Source organism: Porcipelethomonas sp. (assembly GCF_051893655.1).
GTDB lineage: Bacteria > Bacillota > Clostridia > Oscillospirales > Ruminococcaceae > Porcipelethomonas.
On sequence record NZ_JBJFHN010000125.1, the window covers coordinates 13,532 to 30,434 of the forward strand.

General features: G+C 36.8%; 16 protein-coding genes. 11 read left to right on the forward strand and 5 right to left on the reverse strand.

The window, feature by feature from the left end; all coding sequences use genetic code 11:
- Positions 1-100 precede the first annotated feature (100 nt).
- The 4 genes from pflB to ACI4WO_RS07385 all read left to right on the forward strand — a co-directional run bounded on the left by pflB (position 101) and on the right by ACI4WO_RS07385 (position 4,491).
- Positions 101-2,353 carry a formate C-acetyltransferase gene (gene pflB, locus ACI4WO_RS07370; RefSeq protein WP_439806909.1) on the forward strand — a complete coding sequence of 751 codons (2,253 nt, stop codon included), beginning with the start codon at positions 101-103 and terminating at the stop codon, positions 2,351-2,353.
- Between the two features lie 87 nt (positions 2,354-2,440).
- On the forward strand, positions 2,441-3,196 hold the full coding sequence (pflA, locus tag ACI4WO_RS07375; protein WP_439806910.1) for a pyruvate formate-lyase-activating protein: 756 nt from the start codon (positions 2,441-2,443) through the stop codon (positions 3,194-3,196).
- Between the two features lie 186 nt (positions 3,197-3,382).
- Positions 3,383-3,877 carry a sensor histidine kinase gene (locus tag ACI4WO_RS07380; RefSeq protein ID WP_439806911.1) on the forward strand — a complete coding sequence of 165 codons (495 nt, stop codon included), beginning with the start codon at positions 3,383-3,385 and terminating at the stop codon, positions 3,875-3,877.
- A complete protein-coding gene (locus ACI4WO_RS07385; protein WP_439806912.1) occupies positions 3,874-4,491 on the forward strand; it encodes a response regulator in 618 nt (205 codons plus the stop codon). The genes ACI4WO_RS07380 and ACI4WO_RS07385 overlap by 4 nt, the downstream gene beginning before the upstream one ends.
- 137 nt (positions 4,492-4,628) lie before the next feature.
- Here the strand turns inward: ACI4WO_RS07385 and bioB are convergent, their stop codons facing one another.
- Positions 4,629-5,600: a biotin synthase BioB gene (bioB, locus tag ACI4WO_RS07390; protein ID WP_439806913.1), complete on the reverse strand. Its 972-nt coding sequence runs from the start codon at positions 5,598-5,600 to the stop codon at positions 4,629-4,631.
- 165 nt (positions 5,601-5,765) lie between these two features.
- On the opposite strand from bioB, the gene ACI4WO_RS07395 reads away from it, so the two are divergent.
- The 5 genes from ACI4WO_RS07395 to eno all read left to right on the forward strand — a co-directional run bounded on the left by ACI4WO_RS07395 (position 5,766) and on the right by eno (position 9,750).
- Positions 5,766-5,957 carry a DUF6774 domain-containing protein gene (locus ACI4WO_RS07395; RefSeq protein ID WP_439806914.1) on the forward strand — a complete coding sequence of 64 codons (192 nt, stop codon included), beginning with the start codon at positions 5,766-5,768 and terminating at the stop codon, positions 5,955-5,957.
- A 339-nt stretch (positions 5,958-6,296) separates the two neighbouring features.
- Positions 6,297-6,758: an NfeD family protein gene (locus ACI4WO_RS07400; protein WP_439806915.1), complete on the forward strand. Its 462-nt coding sequence runs from the start codon at positions 6,297-6,299 to the stop codon at positions 6,756-6,758.
- 12 nt (positions 6,759-6,770) lie between these two features.
- The gene (locus ACI4WO_RS07405) at positions 6,771-7,733 is read left to right on the forward strand and encodes an SPFH domain-containing protein (protein WP_439806916.1); all 963 of its coding nucleotides are present in this window, start codon (positions 6,771-6,773) and stop codon (positions 7,731-7,733) included.
- Between the two features lie 148 nt (positions 7,734-7,881).
- Positions 7,882-8,481 (forward strand): rubrerythrin, encoded by a 600-nt coding sequence (gene rbr / locus ACI4WO_RS07410; RefSeq protein WP_439806917.1) that lies wholly within the window; start codon positions 7,882-7,884, stop codon positions 8,479-8,481.
- Positions 8,482-8,487: 6 nt separating this feature from the next.
- On the forward strand, positions 8,488-9,750 hold the full coding sequence (eno, locus tag ACI4WO_RS07415) for a phosphopyruvate hydratase (protein ID WP_439806918.1): 1,263 nt from the start codon (positions 8,488-8,490) through the stop codon (positions 9,748-9,750).
- 28 nt (positions 9,751-9,778) lie between these two features.
- Here the strand turns inward: eno and ACI4WO_RS07420 are convergent, their stop codons facing one another.
- The 4 genes from ACI4WO_RS07420 to ACI4WO_RS07435 all read right to left on the reverse strand — a co-directional run bounded on the left by ACI4WO_RS07420 (position 9,779) and on the right by ACI4WO_RS07435 (position 14,733).
- A complete protein-coding gene (locus tag ACI4WO_RS07420; protein ID WP_439806919.1) occupies positions 9,779-10,372 on the reverse strand; it encodes an accessory gene regulator B family protein in 594 nt (197 codons plus the stop codon).
- Complete coding sequence (locus ACI4WO_RS07425; protein WP_439806920.1) at positions 10,372-10,527, reverse strand: cyclic lactone autoinducer peptide; 156 nt, start codon at positions 10,525-10,527, stop codon at positions 10,372-10,374. The genes ACI4WO_RS07420 and ACI4WO_RS07425 overlap by 1 nt, the downstream gene beginning before the upstream one ends.
- Positions 10,528-10,738: 211 nt before the next feature.
- Positions 10,739-11,968 carry a winged helix-turn-helix transcriptional regulator gene (locus tag ACI4WO_RS07430; RefSeq protein WP_439806921.1) on the reverse strand — a complete coding sequence of 410 codons (1,230 nt, stop codon included), beginning with the start codon at positions 11,966-11,968 and terminating at the stop codon, positions 10,739-10,741.
- Positions 11,969-12,060: 92 nt separating this feature from the next.
- Positions 12,061-14,733 carry a YfhO family protein gene (locus tag ACI4WO_RS07435; protein ID WP_439806922.1) on the reverse strand — a complete coding sequence of 891 codons (2,673 nt, stop codon included), beginning with the start codon at positions 14,731-14,733 and terminating at the stop codon, positions 12,061-12,063.
- 380 nt (positions 14,734-15,113) lie between these two features.
- On the opposite strand from ACI4WO_RS07435, the gene hprK reads away from it, so the two are divergent.
- Both hprK and ACI4WO_RS07445 read left to right on the forward strand, forming a co-directional pair.
- Entirely contained in the window at positions 15,114-16,073 is a 960-nt protein-coding gene (hprK, locus tag ACI4WO_RS07440; RefSeq protein WP_439806923.1) for an HPr(Ser) kinase/phosphatase, read from the forward strand.
- Positions 16,074-16,090: 17 nt separating this feature from the next.
- Positions 16,091-16,825: a phosphatase gene (locus ACI4WO_RS07445; protein ID WP_439806924.1), complete on the forward strand. Its 735-nt coding sequence runs from the start codon at positions 16,091-16,093 to the stop codon at positions 16,823-16,825.
- Positions 16,826-16,903: the final 78 nt, after the last annotated feature.

Genomic DNA, 16,903 nt, shown 5'->3' on the forward strand with positions numbered 1-16,903 from the left:
AACCGGATAGGATTTCTGAAGAATACCGCAAAGGCATTTTATTTTCAGAAGTCCGGTTAGCTCACGCTAACGCACGGTGATTTTTAAGGAGGTTATTGCAATGTCAAAGTATGAACAGTGGCATGGCTTTAAGGGCAGAAAGTGGCAGGAAGAAATCGATACACGTGATTTCATTCAGAACAACTATACACCGTATGACGGTGACGAATCATTCCTTGCAGGCCCTACAGAGGCTACAAACAAGCTTTGGGGAAAACTTAAGGAATTACAGAAAGAAGAACGTGCAAAAGGCGGCGTTCTTGATATGGATACAGATATAGTTTCCACTATTACATCACATAAACCGGGTTATATTGATGAAAGTATGAAGGATCTTGAAAAGGTTGTAGGTCTTCAGACTGATAAGCCGCTTAAGCGTGCATTTATGCCGTTCGGCGGAATCAGAATGGCTGAGGAAGCATGTACAACTTATGGATACACACCAAATCCGGAACTTCATAAAATATTTACAGAGTATCATAAAACACATAATCAGGGCGTATTTGATGCATATACACCTGAAATGCGTGCAGCCCGTAAAAATAAAATCATCACAGGTCTTCCGGATACATACGGAAGAGGCCGTATTGTAGGCGATTACAGAAGAGTTGCTCTTTACGGTATTGATATGCTTGTTGAGGCAAAATCCAAAGACCTTGAATTCTGCGGAAATGGTAAAATGCGTGATGATGTTATCCGTCAGCGTGAAGAAATCAGCATGCAGATAAAGGCTCTGAAAGACATGAAAGTAATGGCTGCATCATATGGCTTTGATATTTCAGCACCGGCAAAGGATGCACGTGAAGCATGCCAGTGGCTGTATTTCGGATATCTGGCAGCTATCAAGACACAGAATGGTGCTGCAATGAGTGTCGGACGTATTTCTACATTCCTTGATATTTATATTCAGCGTGATCTTGATGAAGGAAAGCTTACCGAATCTGAAGCTCAGGAGCTTATTGACCACATGGTTATGAAATTCCGTATGGTTAAATTTGCACGTATTCCTTCATATAATGAACTGTTCTCAGGAGATCCGGTATGGGCAACACTGAGCATCGCCGGAAAGAGCGTTGATGGTCGTCATATGGTTACAAAGAATGACTTCCGCTTCCTGCATACACTGGAAAATATGGGTCCTTCACCGGAACCAAACCTTACAGTTCTTTATTCTTCAAATCTCCCTGAAGCATTCAAACGCTATGCATCTGCAATTTCCGTACGTACAAGCTCAATTCAGTATGAAAATGATGAAGTTATGCGTGTTGAATGGGGCGATGACTACGCTATCTGCTGCTGTGTATCAGCTACACAGACAGGTAAGGAAATGCAGTTCTTCGGTGCCCGTGCAAATCTTGCAAAATGCCTGCTGTATGCAATAAACGGCGGTGTTGACGCAAAGACAAAGGTACAGGTAGGTCCGAAATATGTTCCGATTACCTCGGAATATCTTGATTATGATGAAGTAATGGAAAAGTTTGACGATATGATGAGCTGGCTTGCAAGCATATATGTTCATACATTGAATCTGATTCACTATATGCATGATAAGTATTACTATGAAGCTGCTGAAATGGCTCTTATTGATACAGATGTACGCCGTACATTCGCAACAGGTATTGCCGGATTTTCACATGTTGTTGATTCACTCAGTGCAATCAAATATGCAAAGGTCAGAGTTATCCGTGATGAAGACGGAATTGCTACTGACTTTGAAACAACAGGTGATTTCCCAAGATACGGAAATGATGATGAACGTGCAGATGAAATTGCTGTATGGCTGCTTAAGACATTTCTCAGAAAGATTAAACAGTGCCACACATATCGTGATTCTGAACCTACAACATCAATTCTTACAATTACTTCAAATGTTGTATATGGTAAGGCAACTGCTTCTCTTCCGGATGGAAGAAAAGCCGGCGAACCGCTTGCTCCTGGTGCAAATCCATCATATGGTGCAGAAAAGAACGGTCTGCTTGCTTCACTTAATTCTGTTGCAAAGCTTCCTTATGAATATGCTCTTGACGGTATTTCAAATACACAGACAATCAATCCTGACGCTCTGGGTCACAGTGAGTCTGAACAGGTTACAAATCTTGTAAATATTCTTGACGGTTATTTTGAACAGGGAGCTCATCATCTTAACGTTAACGTTTTCGGTAAAGAGAAGCTTATTGACGCTATGGAACATCCTGAAAAGGAAGAATATGCAAACTTCACAATCCGTGTTTCAGGATATGCTGTTAAGTTTATTGATCTTACACGTGAACAGCAGCTTGATGTTATTTCAAGAACTTGTCACGACAGAATCTGATTTATAAAGTAATACTTTTTGCGATAGAAGTCTCTCTGCTTTTGCAGGGAGACTTTGCAATTCTTAAATTATATCGGAGGAAAATTTATGTGCCAGAATAAAAATTTGACAGCAAGAGTTCACTCAATTGAAAGCTTTGGTGCTGCTGATGGTCCGGGAGTAAGATTTATAGTATTTTTACAGGGATGCCGTATGCGATGCAAATATTGTCATAATCCTGATACATGGGATATTAACGGCGGAGAAGAGATGAATGCGGATGATCTGCTGGAAAAGGCTTTCAGATATAAGAGCTACTGGAAGGATACCGGAGGCATTACTGTCAGCGGAGGAGAACCGCTGCTGCATATTGATTTTCTGATAGATTTTTTTAAAAAAGCTAAAAAGCAGGGGGTTAGTACTGTTATTGATACTGCCGGAAATCCTTTTACCAGAGAAGAACCGTTTTTTTCAAAATTTAATGAACTCATGAACTATACTGATCTTCTTTTACTGGATTTAAAGGAGATAAATCCGGAACGTCATAAAATAATAACCGGCTTTGACAATAGTAATATTCTTGATATGGCAAGATATTTGTCTGATATAAAAAAACCAGTCTGGATACGTCATGTGCTTGTGCCTCAGTACAGTGATTTTGACGAGGATTTAAACGAGCTTTCATACTTTATTGATACATTGCAGAATGTTGAGCGGGTAGAGGTTCTTCCTTATCACACTCTAGGAGTGTTTAAGTGGGAAAATCTTGGTATTCCGTATGGGCTGACTGGTATAAATCCTCCTGGCAGGGAACGTGTTGAAAACGCTGAAAAAATACTCAGAACAAGTCAGTATAAAAAATGACTGGAAAGTGATTTGGTCACTCCTGATATATTTTGTATCAGGAGTGACTGTTTGTTTAACATCATTCTTACTTAAAAAACGGTTGACATAAAAATAGATGAGCATAACTGTATGCATTTTTCTGCAAAAGCATAGCAGCAGTCTGGAGGAAGCTAATTCCAGATTTATTTTAATAAGGGATTCATCATGGTAATAAATAATGATGAAAATGTGCAGTCAGGAATGGAAAGTATAAAGGACAGTCTGAATACGGCAATGACCAGCATAAGAGAAAGTGTTCACAATCTGCATGACGATTCTGTCAATCTGAAAAGTACGGTAACCGAACTTTCGGTAATTTTGAATGAAAGGTTTGAAGTACAGCTTGAACTTGATTTCAGTGAAAATATGCCCAAAAATGTAAAATATTGTTTTATAGGAATTGTGAAAGAAGGAATTTCAAATATAATCCGGCATAGTAATGGCAATACTGCCAATATAACAATTCGTGAGCATCCGGCGTTTTATCAGCTTATGATAACAGACAATGGTACTAACAGCAGTAAATCAAGCGAAACCGGAATAGGACTTTTAAATATGAAAGAACGTGCTGAAAATCTAGGTGGAATATTTAAATGCTATGTGGATAAAAATAGTTTTAAAATATTTGTATCAATAAAAAAACAGGAGAGTACAGTATGAATATTGTAATTGTGGATGACGATAATCTTGTGGCATTATCCCTGAAAACAATTCTGGAATCGGGCGGAGATATTAAGGTAGCGGCAATTGGAAGCAGTGGTGAAGAAGCGGTTGAATTGTATGATAGATTCAATCCGGATGTTTTGCTTATGGATATACGCATGCAGGGTATGACGGGACTGGAGGCAGGAGAAATAATACTTAAAAAGCATGATGATGCCAAAATATTATATCTTACTACATTTTCTGATGACGAATATATTGTAAAGGCTTTAAGACTTGGTACAAAAGGATATATTTTAAAGCAGAATTTTGAGTGTATTGCCCCTGCTTTAAAGACAGTTATGAAAGGTCAGAGCGTGTTCGGAGATGAAGTTATAAGTAAGCTTCCGGTTCTGATGAATAAAAAATCTGAGTTTGATTATGAAAAATATGGCATAAGCCAGAAGGAGAAAGATATAATAGAACTTGTTGCGGAAGGCTTAAGCAATAAGGAAATTGCGGGAAGACTATATTTAAGCGAAGGGACAGTAAGAAATTATTTAAGTGAAATTCTGGAAAAGCTTTCTTTGAGAGACAGAACACAGCTGGCAGTGTTTTACTACAATAAATAAAAAATGCCTGTCTTTTTGAATGAGACAGGACGCCCCCCGGTAAAGAGGGGCATACCCTGTAAGAAAGGTCTGCCCTGATTTACTTAAAAATTCAAGCTTTTTATAGTTTATTTTGCCTTCAATAGTAGGATAGATTTTTATTCATTACAAAGAGCCGGCTTATAATTAAGTTCCTGAATCATTTTCATATCAGTTTCAATAGTTATACCTGATGTAGTCAGCATATCACCGGAAATTGCAGCATTTGCTCCTGATTGAAAGCATTCTTTTCCCTTTTCTGTCATAAGACCTCGTCCGCCGGCAAGACGTATTGAAGCATCAGGCAGTATAAACCGATAAACTGCACAGATACGGCACATATCCTTTTCAGTAAGCTTTTTATTGTTTTCAAAAGGCGTTCCGGCTATTGGATTGAGCATATTTAAGGGCACTGATTTTATATTAAGCTCTTTCAGTGTAAAAGCCATGTCTGTACGGTCTTCATTTGTTTCTCCAAGTCCCATGATTCCGCCGCTGCATACATTAAGTCCGGCACGTTTTGCAGCATTAATTGCATTTATTTTATCATCAAAAGTATGAGTAGTGCATATATTTTTAAAGTTGTTTCCGGATGTTTCAATGTTGTTATGTACTCTTGATACACCGGCGTCCTTAAGCTTTCTGTATTGTTCTTCATTTAAAAGTCCAAAGGAAACACATACAGATATGTTAGTATTTTTATGTATCTCACGGACAGTATCACACATTATATCAATTTCCTTTTCATTTAGCTTTCGTCCGGATGTGACAATGGAAAATCTGAGTATACCCTGACTGGCATTATATCTGGCTTCCTTTACAATGCTTTCTGTATCTAACAGAGGATATTCTCCGGCACCTGTATGGTAAAATGATGACTGGGCACAGAATTTGCAGTTTTCTGAGCATTTGCCGCTTTTTCCATTGATAATGGTACAGATATCAAAATCATCTGAACAAAATTTTTTTCTTATTTCATTTGCTGCTGAACACAGTTCATTATAATCTGCATCCCATAGCTTCATAGCTTCAGATTTGTCAATTTGTCCGCCGTTTAAAATTTTTTCTTTAAGCTCAGATATAATACTCATTTTTTATCTGATGCTCCTTTCTGAATAAGTGTGGATTGATTTTTTTATTATATCATTTTTAATGTTTAATGTCAACTTTGATTTCGAATTTGGGTGACAAATTCGAAATCAATATTGTACACATTTATGGATTTGTCTGCATATAATACCATCAGGAGGCGGTATATGTTGACACCATGTGAACTAACGGCGTCGGTAACAGCATTTGCCAATATGTTTGCATCAAAGCTTTGTGATGATGAACTGGCATTGTGGGGTGCGGTTTTTACTCAGTTGGGTGATACTCTGGAAACCATCGCCGTTCAGAGAGATATATTGAAAAAATCATGTAAAAGTATAGAAAAATGTGAACAGTGAGATTGTGAGAAATATGAAGAAATCCTGAGCATTCAAAAGTATGCAGAATATATCTGGAAATTGTAATAAGACAATTCGGTAAGTAACATAGATCAGCTTGTCGAAAAAGTCATTTTAATAATGATATTTATTTTAAATTTAAGCTTTTTTACAGTCTGCATAGATATAATTTATGAAAAATCGTTAAAACAGTCAAAAAAGGTCAGAATCATCATTTTTTGACTGTTGTATTTTTTTGTTTTATGTGTTAAAATAAATATAAGCTTATGGGAACACTAATAGATGTGATTTCTAAAAGCTTACAGCAATAATATGAAATTATGATGAAAGGAGAACATTATGCTTGCGCATCTGATTCTATGGGGCGTAATTTTTGCAGTAATGGTAATTTGCGAGCTTGTTACGTTTCAGTTGGTATCCATTTGGTTTGCAGCAGGAGCTATCGGCGGATTTATAGCGGCTTTGTGTGATCTTAGTCTGGCAAATCAGCTGCTTATTTTTGTTATAGTTTCTCTGGTACTGCTTGCTGTGACAAGACCTTTGCTTAAGAAAATAACATTTGGCAAGGCACAGGCTACAAATGCGGATCTGGATATAGGAAAAACAGCTGTAGTAATTGAAGATATCAATAATGATGCAGGAACAGGAAGAGCTAAGATAAACGGCGTAGACTGGAAAGCCGTATCTTATGACGGAATCAAAATTCCCGCAGGAACAATTGTTACTGTAAAAGAAATCAGGGGATCAAAACTTATTGTTTCCCTTTGTGAAGAAAAAAACAAAACTGCTGTAAAGATTTAATTGGAGGATATTATGGAGTATATTATTTTAGGCATTATATTATTTGCTATTATTGTTATTGTTTCAAGAATAAAAATTGTACCTCAGGCACAGGTATACATAGTTGAACGACTTGGTACTTTTTATGCTCAGTGGACTACAGGTCCGCATTTTCTTGTTCCATTCCTTGACAGGATTTCCAAAAAAGTTTCCATTAAGGATCAGATTGTGGATTTTAAACCTCAGTCAGTTATTACCAAAGATAATGTTTCAATGCAGATTGATACGGTTGTATTTTTTCAGGTAACTGACGCCAAGCAGTATGCTTATGGTGTAGAGCGTCCTTTATCAGCTATTGAAAATCTTTGTGCAACAACGCTGCGTAATATTATCGGTGATATGGTTCTTGACGAAACTCTTACATCCCGTGACAGAATCAATAAGCAGATTACTGCTATTCTGGATGAGGCAACAGACCGCTGGGGTATTAAAGTAAGCCGTGTAGAGCTTAAGAACATTCTGCCGCCAAGAGAAATTCAGGATTCAATGGAAAAACAGATGAAGGCTGAACGTGAAAGCCGTGAAAAAATTCTGCTTGCAGAAGGTGAAAAGAAATCTAAGATTTTGGTGGCACAGGGTGAAAAGGAATCTCAGATTCTTCGTGCAGAGGCTGCAAAGGAAGCTGAAATACTTAAGGCTCAGGCTGAGAAGGAAGCTATGATTCTTCGTGCAAACGCTGTAAAGGAAAAGAAGATTCTTGAATCTGAGGGTGACGCAATGGCAATTGCGAATGTTCAGAATGCAAAGGCAGAATCTCTTGAAAGACTCAATGCGGCTAATCCTACTGAACGTGTATTGAAGTATAAGGCGATTGAATCATTCCCTCGTGTTGCTGACGGTAAAGCTACAAAGATTATTATACCAAGTGAAATTCAGGGTATTGCCGGACTGGCAGCTGGTATCAAGGATGTTGTAACTGACAACCAGGCTGAATAAGATTATTAATGTAATAGATGACAAAAGGGAGCTTTTTGAGTAAAAAGCTCCTTTTTATTTTTATATTGTTTTTATTAACGGATGCTATGAATAAATCTCCTGTATATGGAAAATAATAATACTGCAAAAAAATACAGGAGGAAAGCTTATGAATTTACAGGAAAGTCAGACGCACATAAACTTATTAAGAGCATTTGCCGGAGAAAGTCAGGCAAGAAACCGCTATGATTATGCGGCAGGTACTGCAAAAAATCAAAGTCTGCATGTTATTGAAGCAGTTTTTAAATTTACTGCTGAACAGGAAAAGGAGCATGGAAAAATATTTTATAACTTCCTTAAGGAAATGACAGGTGAAAATATAACAATTGACGGAAGTTATCCGGTAGATATTTATGATGATGTTCTGAAACTGCTGAGATCTGCACAGCATAATGAATTTGAAGAATTTGAACCGGTTTACCCTGATTTTGCCGCTGTTGCAAATCAGGAGGGATTTACAAATATCGGAAGTAAATTCAATCAGATTGCTAAAATTGAAAAAACACATGGTGAAAGATTCGGGTTATTTGCAGATCTTCTGGAACAGGGAAAATTATTTGTTTCAGATGTTGAGGAAGAGTGGATGTGCTTAAACTGCGGATATGTTCATAAAAGCTCCGAAGCACCGAAATCTTGTCCGGTATGCAGTCATCCGCAGGGATATTTTGTCCGACTGACTCTTGCACCGTTTACTGGAAAGCTGAGGTGAGTGAGTATGAGTATAAAGGTAGATCATGTAAGAGGATATGAAATTCTTGATTCCAGAGGAAATCCTACTGTGAAAGCTGAAGTTTTGCTGTCTGACGGAAGCGTTGGTATTGCAAGCGTACCGTCAGGAGCGTCAACAGGTATGTATGAGGCTGTGGAACTGCGTGACGGCGATACTAATAGATATAATGGAAACGGCGTAATGAAAGCTGTTAAGAATGTAAACAGTGAAATACGCAAAGCTATGATTGATGCCAGAACGATTGATCAGGGCAGAATTGACAGTATGCTTATAAATCTTGACGGTACTGAAAATAAATCAAGACTAGGTGCTAATGCGACTCTTGCAGTGTCTCTGGCACTGGCTAAAGCTGCAGCTAATCATTACCGAATGCCCCTTTATAAATATATTGGCGGCGTATCAGCAGATATTATGCCTATCCCTATGATGAATATTTTAAACGGCGGTGCTCATGCATCTAATAATATTGATATTCAGGAGTTTATGATTATGCCCGTGGGTGCTTCAACTTTTGCAGAAGCACTGAGAATGGGAACAGAAGTATATCACAGTCTTAAATCAGTTTTGAAGAAAAAAGGATTGTCTGTTGCTGTTGGGGATGAAGGCGGATTTGCACCTGATCTTAATTCTGATGAAGAAGCAATAGAATGCATTCTTGATGCTGTTGAATCCGCAGGATATAATACGGATTCTGTAAAAATTGCTCTTGATGCTGCAAGCAGTGAGTGGTATAAAGACGGCAAATATCATCTTCCCAAACGAGGAGCTGTTTATGAAACAGATGAGCTTATTTCATACTGGGAAGGTCTTATTGAGAAATATCCTGTAATTTCAATTGAGGACGCTTTAGGCGAACAGGACTGGAAAGGCTGGGTAGAGCTTACAAAACGTATAGGCAAAAGAATTCAGCTTGTAGGTGATGATTTGTTTGTAACCAACACCAGACATCTGGAAAGAGGAATCAGAGAAAATGCAGCAAACGCAATACTGATTAAGTTTAATCAGATTGGTACTCTTACAGAAACACTTGATGCAATTAAAATGGCAAGATCCGCAGGATACAGAGCTGTTATTTCACACCGTTCCGGTGAAACGGAGGATACTACAATTGCAGATCTGGCAGTTGGTACAAATGCCGGTCAGATAAAAACAGGAGCACCCTGCCGTTCAGACAGAGTGGCAAAATATAACCGTCTTCTGCGAATTGGTGCAGAAAACGGTCTGACAAGATTTAATAAAATCTCATAAGTAAACAGAGCAGAAATAAGTTTTAAAATTATTTCTGCTCTGTATTTTTCTCAAGTATTATATTTTTTATTTTACCTGCTGTAAGCATTACACTTAATGCGATCCATACCATTTCAAGGCATATGGAAAAAGATTTAAAATGAAAAAACTTCAGTAATATATCAATTATTATTTCTGCTGCAAAAACCATAACACATCGTATTTTATAAACATGCTGCTCTTTATCATCAAGAGGTTTGTTTTTGTCTTCTACCGGTGACAGTAAAAGAATAATTAATGTTGCCAAAAGGGCGGCAGTGTCATATATGTAAATATTCAGGCTTGTAAATTTCATGACAGATAAGACTATCAGCAGCATTAATGCTGATATAATCCAGCACCTGAAAGGTGTTTTTGCATGAAATCCTCCGGCATAAATTCTAAGCGGAATATATGCAGCAGTAAAAATAATTGTTTCAATAATCATATGACAAACCAGACCGATCACAAGAAAGGTGATAATATTTAAGAGCATGTTAAGCATTTGATTTATGCCATACTGATAAATGGTCCTGAGATCAGCCTGGATCATATGATGTTTCTCCATATTACTTACAATTTTTTCAGTAATATGGTTAAACATTAGAATTTACGAAGCTTCTTTACATCATCAGGAAGTTCCGGCTGATGAGAAATCCACATGCAGGTTGTGTTTGCAGAAACACTGGCAATAACTACAGCAAGTGCTGCAAAGAGTCCGCCGAACTTCGCAACAAATTTAGTGAAATTTGATTTCATTTTGAACACTCCTTTATAATAATTTTTTTGTCTCTACCAATTTATATTTTAGCACATTTTTTGCAAAAAAACCGGGTTATGGTATGAGTGGTATGGTTTTTGGGTATGAAATGCATTTTGCACCCGAAAAATCACTGAAAAAAGTAAAATTCAGAACAAAAAAACGGCAAAATAAAAAGGAGTGAAAATCAAATTTCACTCCCATAAAATTTTAAAATTGATCGTTATCAATTCCACCCTTGTTAAAGAAATTATCAAGGATTATGCTGCATGTTCCGCCTTTGAACTCAAAATTATCTTCTACACGGCTCAGATGAATTTTTTTGGCAACTTCTTCACCGCAGAAATCAGTAATAAACTTTTTAAAGTATTCATATGTCCAGTCATTCATTTTGAATCCATGTAGAATAACTGATTTTGTAAAGAATGCTACAGAAAGATTGTTAATAAGAACACAAAGACATTGCAGGACATTATTTAACACCTCAAGGGTTTTTGAATCTCCCTTTGACGCAGCTGCCCAGAGGGTTTTATAATATATATTTTCAGGATTTCCGTTTGTAACTTCCCATAAAACAGGAGTATTTTCCTGAGAGAAAACTTCCTTGTACTTGGAAATTATAGCATCTCTTGTAAGCTCAGCTCTTACAGAACCATCAGGATATCCCTCAAGTTTTCTGCCGCCGGGATTAACGATCATTTTTTCAACATGGTTGGTATAGAATACATTTTCATGCATAACTTCATTTTCCAGAAGAATAGCCAAATTGACATGGTTTCCGAGTTTTATAAAAGCATAATTTCCGCTTCTTTCGCTTAAATCCGGCAGTTGATTTGCGAGAGCCAGAGAGCTTGTAAGGTTAGAACAAATAACATCAATCCCCAATGAAGCGGTAAGCACTTTAATTACTTTTGAATAATCAAGCTTGCCATCCTTGTAATAAACTTTCATTTTGCTGCACATATCAGACTGAATAGCAACTCCGAGACCGAGGAGCTTTGAGGAGTCCAGACAGCTGTTGATAAGAATGTTTTTACATGAATCAGTAATATAGTTTAAGATATCTTCATTTGTCATTTCAGGAGTAACATCAGTCGAAGTTTTATCCAAGATCTTTCCGTTGAGATTTGTAAGACCAATGCATATACGTTCATCGCTTATTGAAGCACCCAATGCAAATTTATAATTTTCATTAATGTCAATAAGTATTTTACGTCTGCCTTTCTGAAGATTATCCAGAGAAACAGGAGCTTCACCTACTTCATAGAGAACGCCTTCTTCAATCATTTCATTGGTAATGATTGTAACAGCAGCTCTTGTAATTTTCATAGAGCTTGCAATATCAACTCTTGAAATAGGTCCGTTTTCTTTGATAACTTTCAGTATCTGAATTCTGTTTCTTCTCTTTAAATCCAGTTTACTGATGCCTTGTAATTCCATGATTTACCATCCTTTTCATAACATTTATATTACATTATATTACAGCACTTAACATCATGTGAGAGGTTTAATATTAAATGCTGTTGTTAACATTAAATAATACTTGAAATTTTAACAGCCAGCCTTAAAGCTACAGGCATAATATATACAGTAAATAATGTACCGTAAAAGCAGGCGGAACATAATATAAACGATATAGTTTTCAAGCATTTTATTTTTACGGCAGCATGTTTGCCTTTTGCTCTCCATAGAATGCATATTAAAATACCAGATAATGTCATAATTATTCCGGCAATCATTCCGGGAGGAACAAATTTAAGCTCAATATTATTTTGCCCCTTTTCCAGTCTGACAGCACAAAAATCGTCATTAATTCTGTAAAGTTCAGTTTTATGACCATTTATATATGCTGTTAGTCCTTTTTCAAAAGGAACTGCCATATATAAATATTTTTTATCATCAGGAGAATTGTATTCAGCTGAGACAGTGTTCTTGTTTACGGAAAGAGTACAGCCATCTGCCTGTTCAGTGCAGCTTTTCAATTTGTCTGTATCAATACCGAATACTCCGAAAGATTTAACTGAAACGTCACGGGTCATGATGATCATTATTTCAGCAGTTTCGTTTTCAAATTCACCAAGGCAAAATAATCCGTTGTTTTTCTGAGTAGGATAACTTGAAGTAAGACAGTTTCCATTGACATAAATCTTTGCGGAGTTATAATAGTCTTCGGACAAACGATTGCTGAGAGTATCAAAAATGTCAAAGTAAAGAATCTGCCTGCCGGTTACTTTGGCGGAATATCTTATCTGACATAAACTCATATCCGGATCATCAGCTGTGATGCTGTATTTTCCGTCATTATATATTACCTGTCCGTTGTCAGTATATGAAATGCTGTATTTGTGAAGCATTTCATCAGTACCGAAAATATTTTCAGCAATCTGGCACTGAATACTGAAACGGTCAGTAAAATCAAGATTTTGAATTTCCTGAGGTGTTTTGTTTCCGGCAATACCAGCCGGACAGCAAATAGTGTTTTCTGCAATTTTAAGAGCACCCTTAGTATCCTGCATTTTATGATAGGATTTGAAATCAAAATAAGATCCTATAGAATATTTCACGGACAGCCAGGCGTCTGTAAGACAAGTTCCGCCGTTTGAACCTACTTCCATCCAATATGACGAATAGCCCATTTTTTTCATAGTGTACATATATTGCTCAGATGTAAGCGAGGTATAGTGAGCAGCAGAATCATAGCCCAGTCCGCCAAGCATATTTACATGAAGATATTTTTTTTCGGATTTAACTCGTGTAAGCTCATTGCTTTGGCTTTTATTTTCCAGAACAGCACTGTTTTTAAATAAATCTCCGTCGTTGGCTGCATAGCCTATATTAACAGTTGCACTTACGGTAAATTCGGTAATAAAGACCATAGAAATGAACAGATAAAACATGTTGGAACTAATAAACTTCTGTCGTGACATCATAAAGCAGATAATATACATAAGGCATGCGAAAACAGCAAGCGATATCAGAATTTTAAATGCTTCACGGTCAACCCGCAGGGTGTTTATATAGCTTAGAAGTATCTGTTTTTTTGACAGAACTGTATAAATACAGACGGCAAAACAGCATAGGATCAGTATAAGCAGTGTAACTGTAAAGCCTGGTGAGCCTTTTTTGCATTCCTCCACGGATTCAAGATAGTAAGCAGTAAGTGTAAGCATTGTGAAAATTATAATGAATCCATATCTCATAGGGAAGCTCTGGTAGCTTCCGGTATGCCAGATTTTATTTACCGGATCCAGAAAAACCGGAACAGCCAGCAGAATCAGCATAACAATATTGTACCGTACATTTTTTTTGCGGCAAATTTTATTTTTTATAAGAAATGGAATTACTACCAGACAGATTCCAGTACTCATAATCACACAGAATTTATTTCCCGTATTTTCAAACATGGATTTGTACAGCAGTCCTGAAAGAGTGTTTTCACCTCTTGCAGATTCTGAGACCTGAAGAAATGAACAAAGCCAGACTGGTGCAGTCAGCAGCATGGAAACAAAGCTTGTCATTATAAATAATAAGGAAGCTGTTTTCCTGGACTTGGGAGGGCATCTCATGGCAATAAAAAGCGGAACTGCCAGCATAATGTAAATGACCACCATAAAAGACAGATAATAATTTATCGCTGTCATCACGGTCAGTACTGTGCAATACATAGCAGGTTTTTGCCTGATGCACATTCGTTCCACTGAAAGAACCAGAAGCGGAAACAGATACATTATATCAAGCCAGACCAAAGTCTGATAATACATGATACTGTAACCGCACAGGGCGTACATGACGCTTAAAACAATAACACCTTTGATATTAAGTTTTTTATGAGCATATTTAAAATAAATTGCTGCTGTAAGTGCTGCTAAAGCAAGTTTTACAGCAAACAAAATATTAACAAGATAAATAATATGGGACTTTTCAACAAATTTTACAGTCAGATATAGGGGACTTGCGATAAAGAACAAAAATACTCCCCAGAAATTCATTCCTCCGGCGTTTCCGGTACTATATATAATACTTCCTTTACCGTCAAGAATGTCTTTCAGATCCATAAGCAGCGGAACAGTCTGCTGATTCATGTCGCACCATGAAATTGTCCGGCTGCCGAAAGGAAAAATCCCGAAAATCATAAAGAAAATACCTATTATAATCAGAGTTATAACAGGAGGTAAGATTATACCATAAATTCTTTTTGCTGTCATCCTTGAAATCTCTTTAAAATTATTTTTTATATTTACTAATTCACATTATACTGCATAATTGAAATAAAATCAAGTTTTTTATGAAAAATTTTCAATTTTTTTGTAAAAAATATGCATAAATTATTTAATTTTATCAATTTGCGGATAATAATTATCATATGAGCTAAAATAAATATTATTCGATAAAGCCGTGAAAATTCCTGAGGCTCTAATGAAGTTTATATCAAATCAACATAAAATATTTCACAATGTATTGAAAAAAAATTTTGGGTATAGTATAATTATTAATAAGTGTTATGGTAACAATAAAATGTTTAATTCCAAAGAATTAAGGACATGCTGCAGGCAAGTAACAAAAAGATATAATTATGGAGGAAATTATGGCTGATAAATTTAAGGTTTCACTTAAAAAAATTATTGATGAATTCAAACTGGAAACTATTTTTATTCCAAGAGATGCAGAAGAAATTTTTATTGATGAAAATGATGTAAACCGTCCCGGACTTCAGCTTATGGGATTTTATGAATATTTTAATCCTGAGCGTATTCAGATTATAGGAAAAATGGAGTTTGCATATCTTTCAACTATAGATGAAAAAACAAGATATGAAAGACTTGAAAAACTGTTTTCACAAAAGCTTCCGTCTTTGATTATTACAAGAGAGCTTCCTTATTTTGCTGAGATGCTTGAACTTGCAAAACAGTATGAAGTTCCGCTTCTCAGAAGCAAGGAAAGTACTTCAAATTTCATGTCCGGACTGATTGCATTCTTAAACCTCAATCTTGCTCCGAGAATTACAAGACATGGGGTTCTCATTGAAATTTATGGTGAAGGCGTGTTTATTACCGGTGAAAGCGGAGTCGGAAAAAGCGAAACTGCGATAGAGCTTGTAAAGAGAGGACATCGACTGGTAGCAGATGATGCTGTTGAAATAAGAAAGGTATCAAATATAAGTCTTGTGGGAAGTTCGCCGGATAATATCAGACATTTTCTTGAACTGAGAGGTATCGGTATTATCAATGCAAGAAGACTTTTCGGTATGGGTGCTGTAAAGCTTACTGAAAAAATTGATCTTATTGTGGAAATGGAATTATGGAATCCTGAAAAGGTATATGACCGAATGGGCGTTGACAATCAGTATACTTCAATTCTGGGAGTTAAAGTTCCGTCACTTACAATACCTGTAAAGCCGGGACGTAATCTGGCGGTTATCATGGAGGTCGCAGCCATGAACAACAGACAGAAGAAAATGGGCTACAATGCTGCTCAGGAACTGCTTGACAAGCTGGGTCTTGATATGGACAGCAAGGAAACCGTTAAAAATTATGAGCAGTTTTAACCGGAGGTCAGAAAAATATGTTAATTGAAGCGGATCTTCATTGTCATTCACTGGCATCAAGTCATGCATATTCAACCGTTGATGAAATGGCAGCTGCTGCAAAAAAAGCAGGTCTTAAAGTATTTGCTCTGACTGACCATGCAATGGCTATGCCGGATGCACCTCACAAATGGCATTTTCATAATCTTCACGTTCTTCCACAGGAAATAAACGGGGTAACAGTTTTAAGAGGCGCAGAAGCTAATATAAGATCCTTTGAAGGAGATATAGACATGACAGAAATTGATCTTGCGTGTCTTCAATGGATAGTGGCGTCCTGTCATGTACCGGTAATCAAACCCGGAAATAAAGAGGAAAATACTGCCGCTTATGTCAATGCAATAAAAAACAATGAAGTTATTGATGTTATAGGACATTGTACAGTGCTGCGGTATCCGGTGGATTTTGAGGAAATAGCAAAAGCATGCAAAGAATATGGAAAATTTCCTGAACTGAATGAAAGCTCAGTACAGTTTGACAGAAGCTCAGCAGAAAATTGTATTGAACTTTTAAATGCATGTAAGAAATATGATACTGAAATAGTGGTCGATACTGATTGTCACTATGCCGGACTTATCGGTCAGACGCCTATATCTGAGAAAATACTTGAAGCTGCCGGCTTCCCTGAAAAGCTTATATTTAACAGGAACGCTGACAGGGTTCTGGAATATGTGTCAAAAAAACATAATATAATTTTAAATAATAATTCCTGATTATATTGAGTATAGTTTTGCAAGATAAATCGGAATTTTCAGCAACTATCTTCGTAACTATTGAGGGAAACCCTTTTG

Bases quoted from the DNA above. Each gene is read 5' to 3' on its own strand.
- pflB (WP_439806909.1), top strand. From the start codon at position 101: ATGTCAAAGTATGAACAGTGGCATGGCTTTAAGGGCAGAAAGTGGCAG.
- pflA (WP_439806910.1), top strand. From the start codon at position 2,441: ATGTGCCAGAATAAAAATTTGACAGCAAGAGTTCACTCAATTGAAAGC.
- ACI4WO_RS07380 (WP_439806911.1), top strand. From the start codon at position 3,383: ATGGTAATAAATAATGATGAAAATGTGCAGTCAGGAATGGAAAGTATA.
- ACI4WO_RS07385 (WP_439806912.1), top strand. From the start codon at position 3,874: ATGAATATTGTAATTGTGGATGACGATAATCTTGTGGCATTATCCCTG.
- bioB (WP_439806913.1), bottom strand. From the start codon at position 5,600: ATGAGTATTATATCTGAGCTTAAAGAAAAAATTTTAAACGGCGGACAA.
- ACI4WO_RS07395 (WP_439806914.1), top strand. From the start codon at position 5,766: ATGTTGACACCATGTGAACTAACGGCGTCGGTAACAGCATTTGCCAAT.
- ACI4WO_RS07400 (WP_439806915.1), top strand. From the start codon at position 6,297: ATGCTTGCGCATCTGATTCTATGGGGCGTAATTTTTGCAGTAATGGTA.
- ACI4WO_RS07405 (WP_439806916.1), top strand. From the start codon at position 6,771: ATGGAGTATATTATTTTAGGCATTATATTATTTGCTATTATTGTTATT.
- rbr (WP_439806917.1), top strand. From the start codon at position 7,882: ATGAATTTACAGGAAAGTCAGACGCACATAAACTTATTAAGAGCATTT.
- eno (WP_439806918.1), top strand. From the start codon at position 8,488: ATGAGTATAAAGGTAGATCATGTAAGAGGATATGAAATTCTTGATTCC.
- ACI4WO_RS07420 (WP_439806919.1), bottom strand. From the start codon at position 10,372: ATGTTTAACCATATTACTGAAAAAATTGTAAGTAATATGGAGAAACAT.
- ACI4WO_RS07425 (WP_439806920.1), bottom strand. From the start codon at position 10,527: ATGAAATCAAATTTCACTAAATTTGTTGCGAAGTTCGGCGGACTCTTT.
- ACI4WO_RS07430 (WP_439806921.1), bottom strand. From the start codon at position 11,968: ATGGAATTACAAGGCATCAGTAAACTGGATTTAAAGAGAAGAAACAGA.
- ACI4WO_RS07435 (WP_439806922.1), bottom strand. From the start codon at position 14,733: ATGACAGCAAAAAGAATTTATGGTATAATCTTACCTCCTGTTATAACT.
- hprK (WP_439806923.1), top strand. From the start codon at position 15,114: ATGGCTGATAAATTTAAGGTTTCACTTAAAAAAATTATTGATGAATTC.
- ACI4WO_RS07445 (WP_439806924.1), top strand. From the start codon at position 16,091: ATGTTAATTGAAGCGGATCTTCATTGTCATTCACTGGCATCAAGTCAT.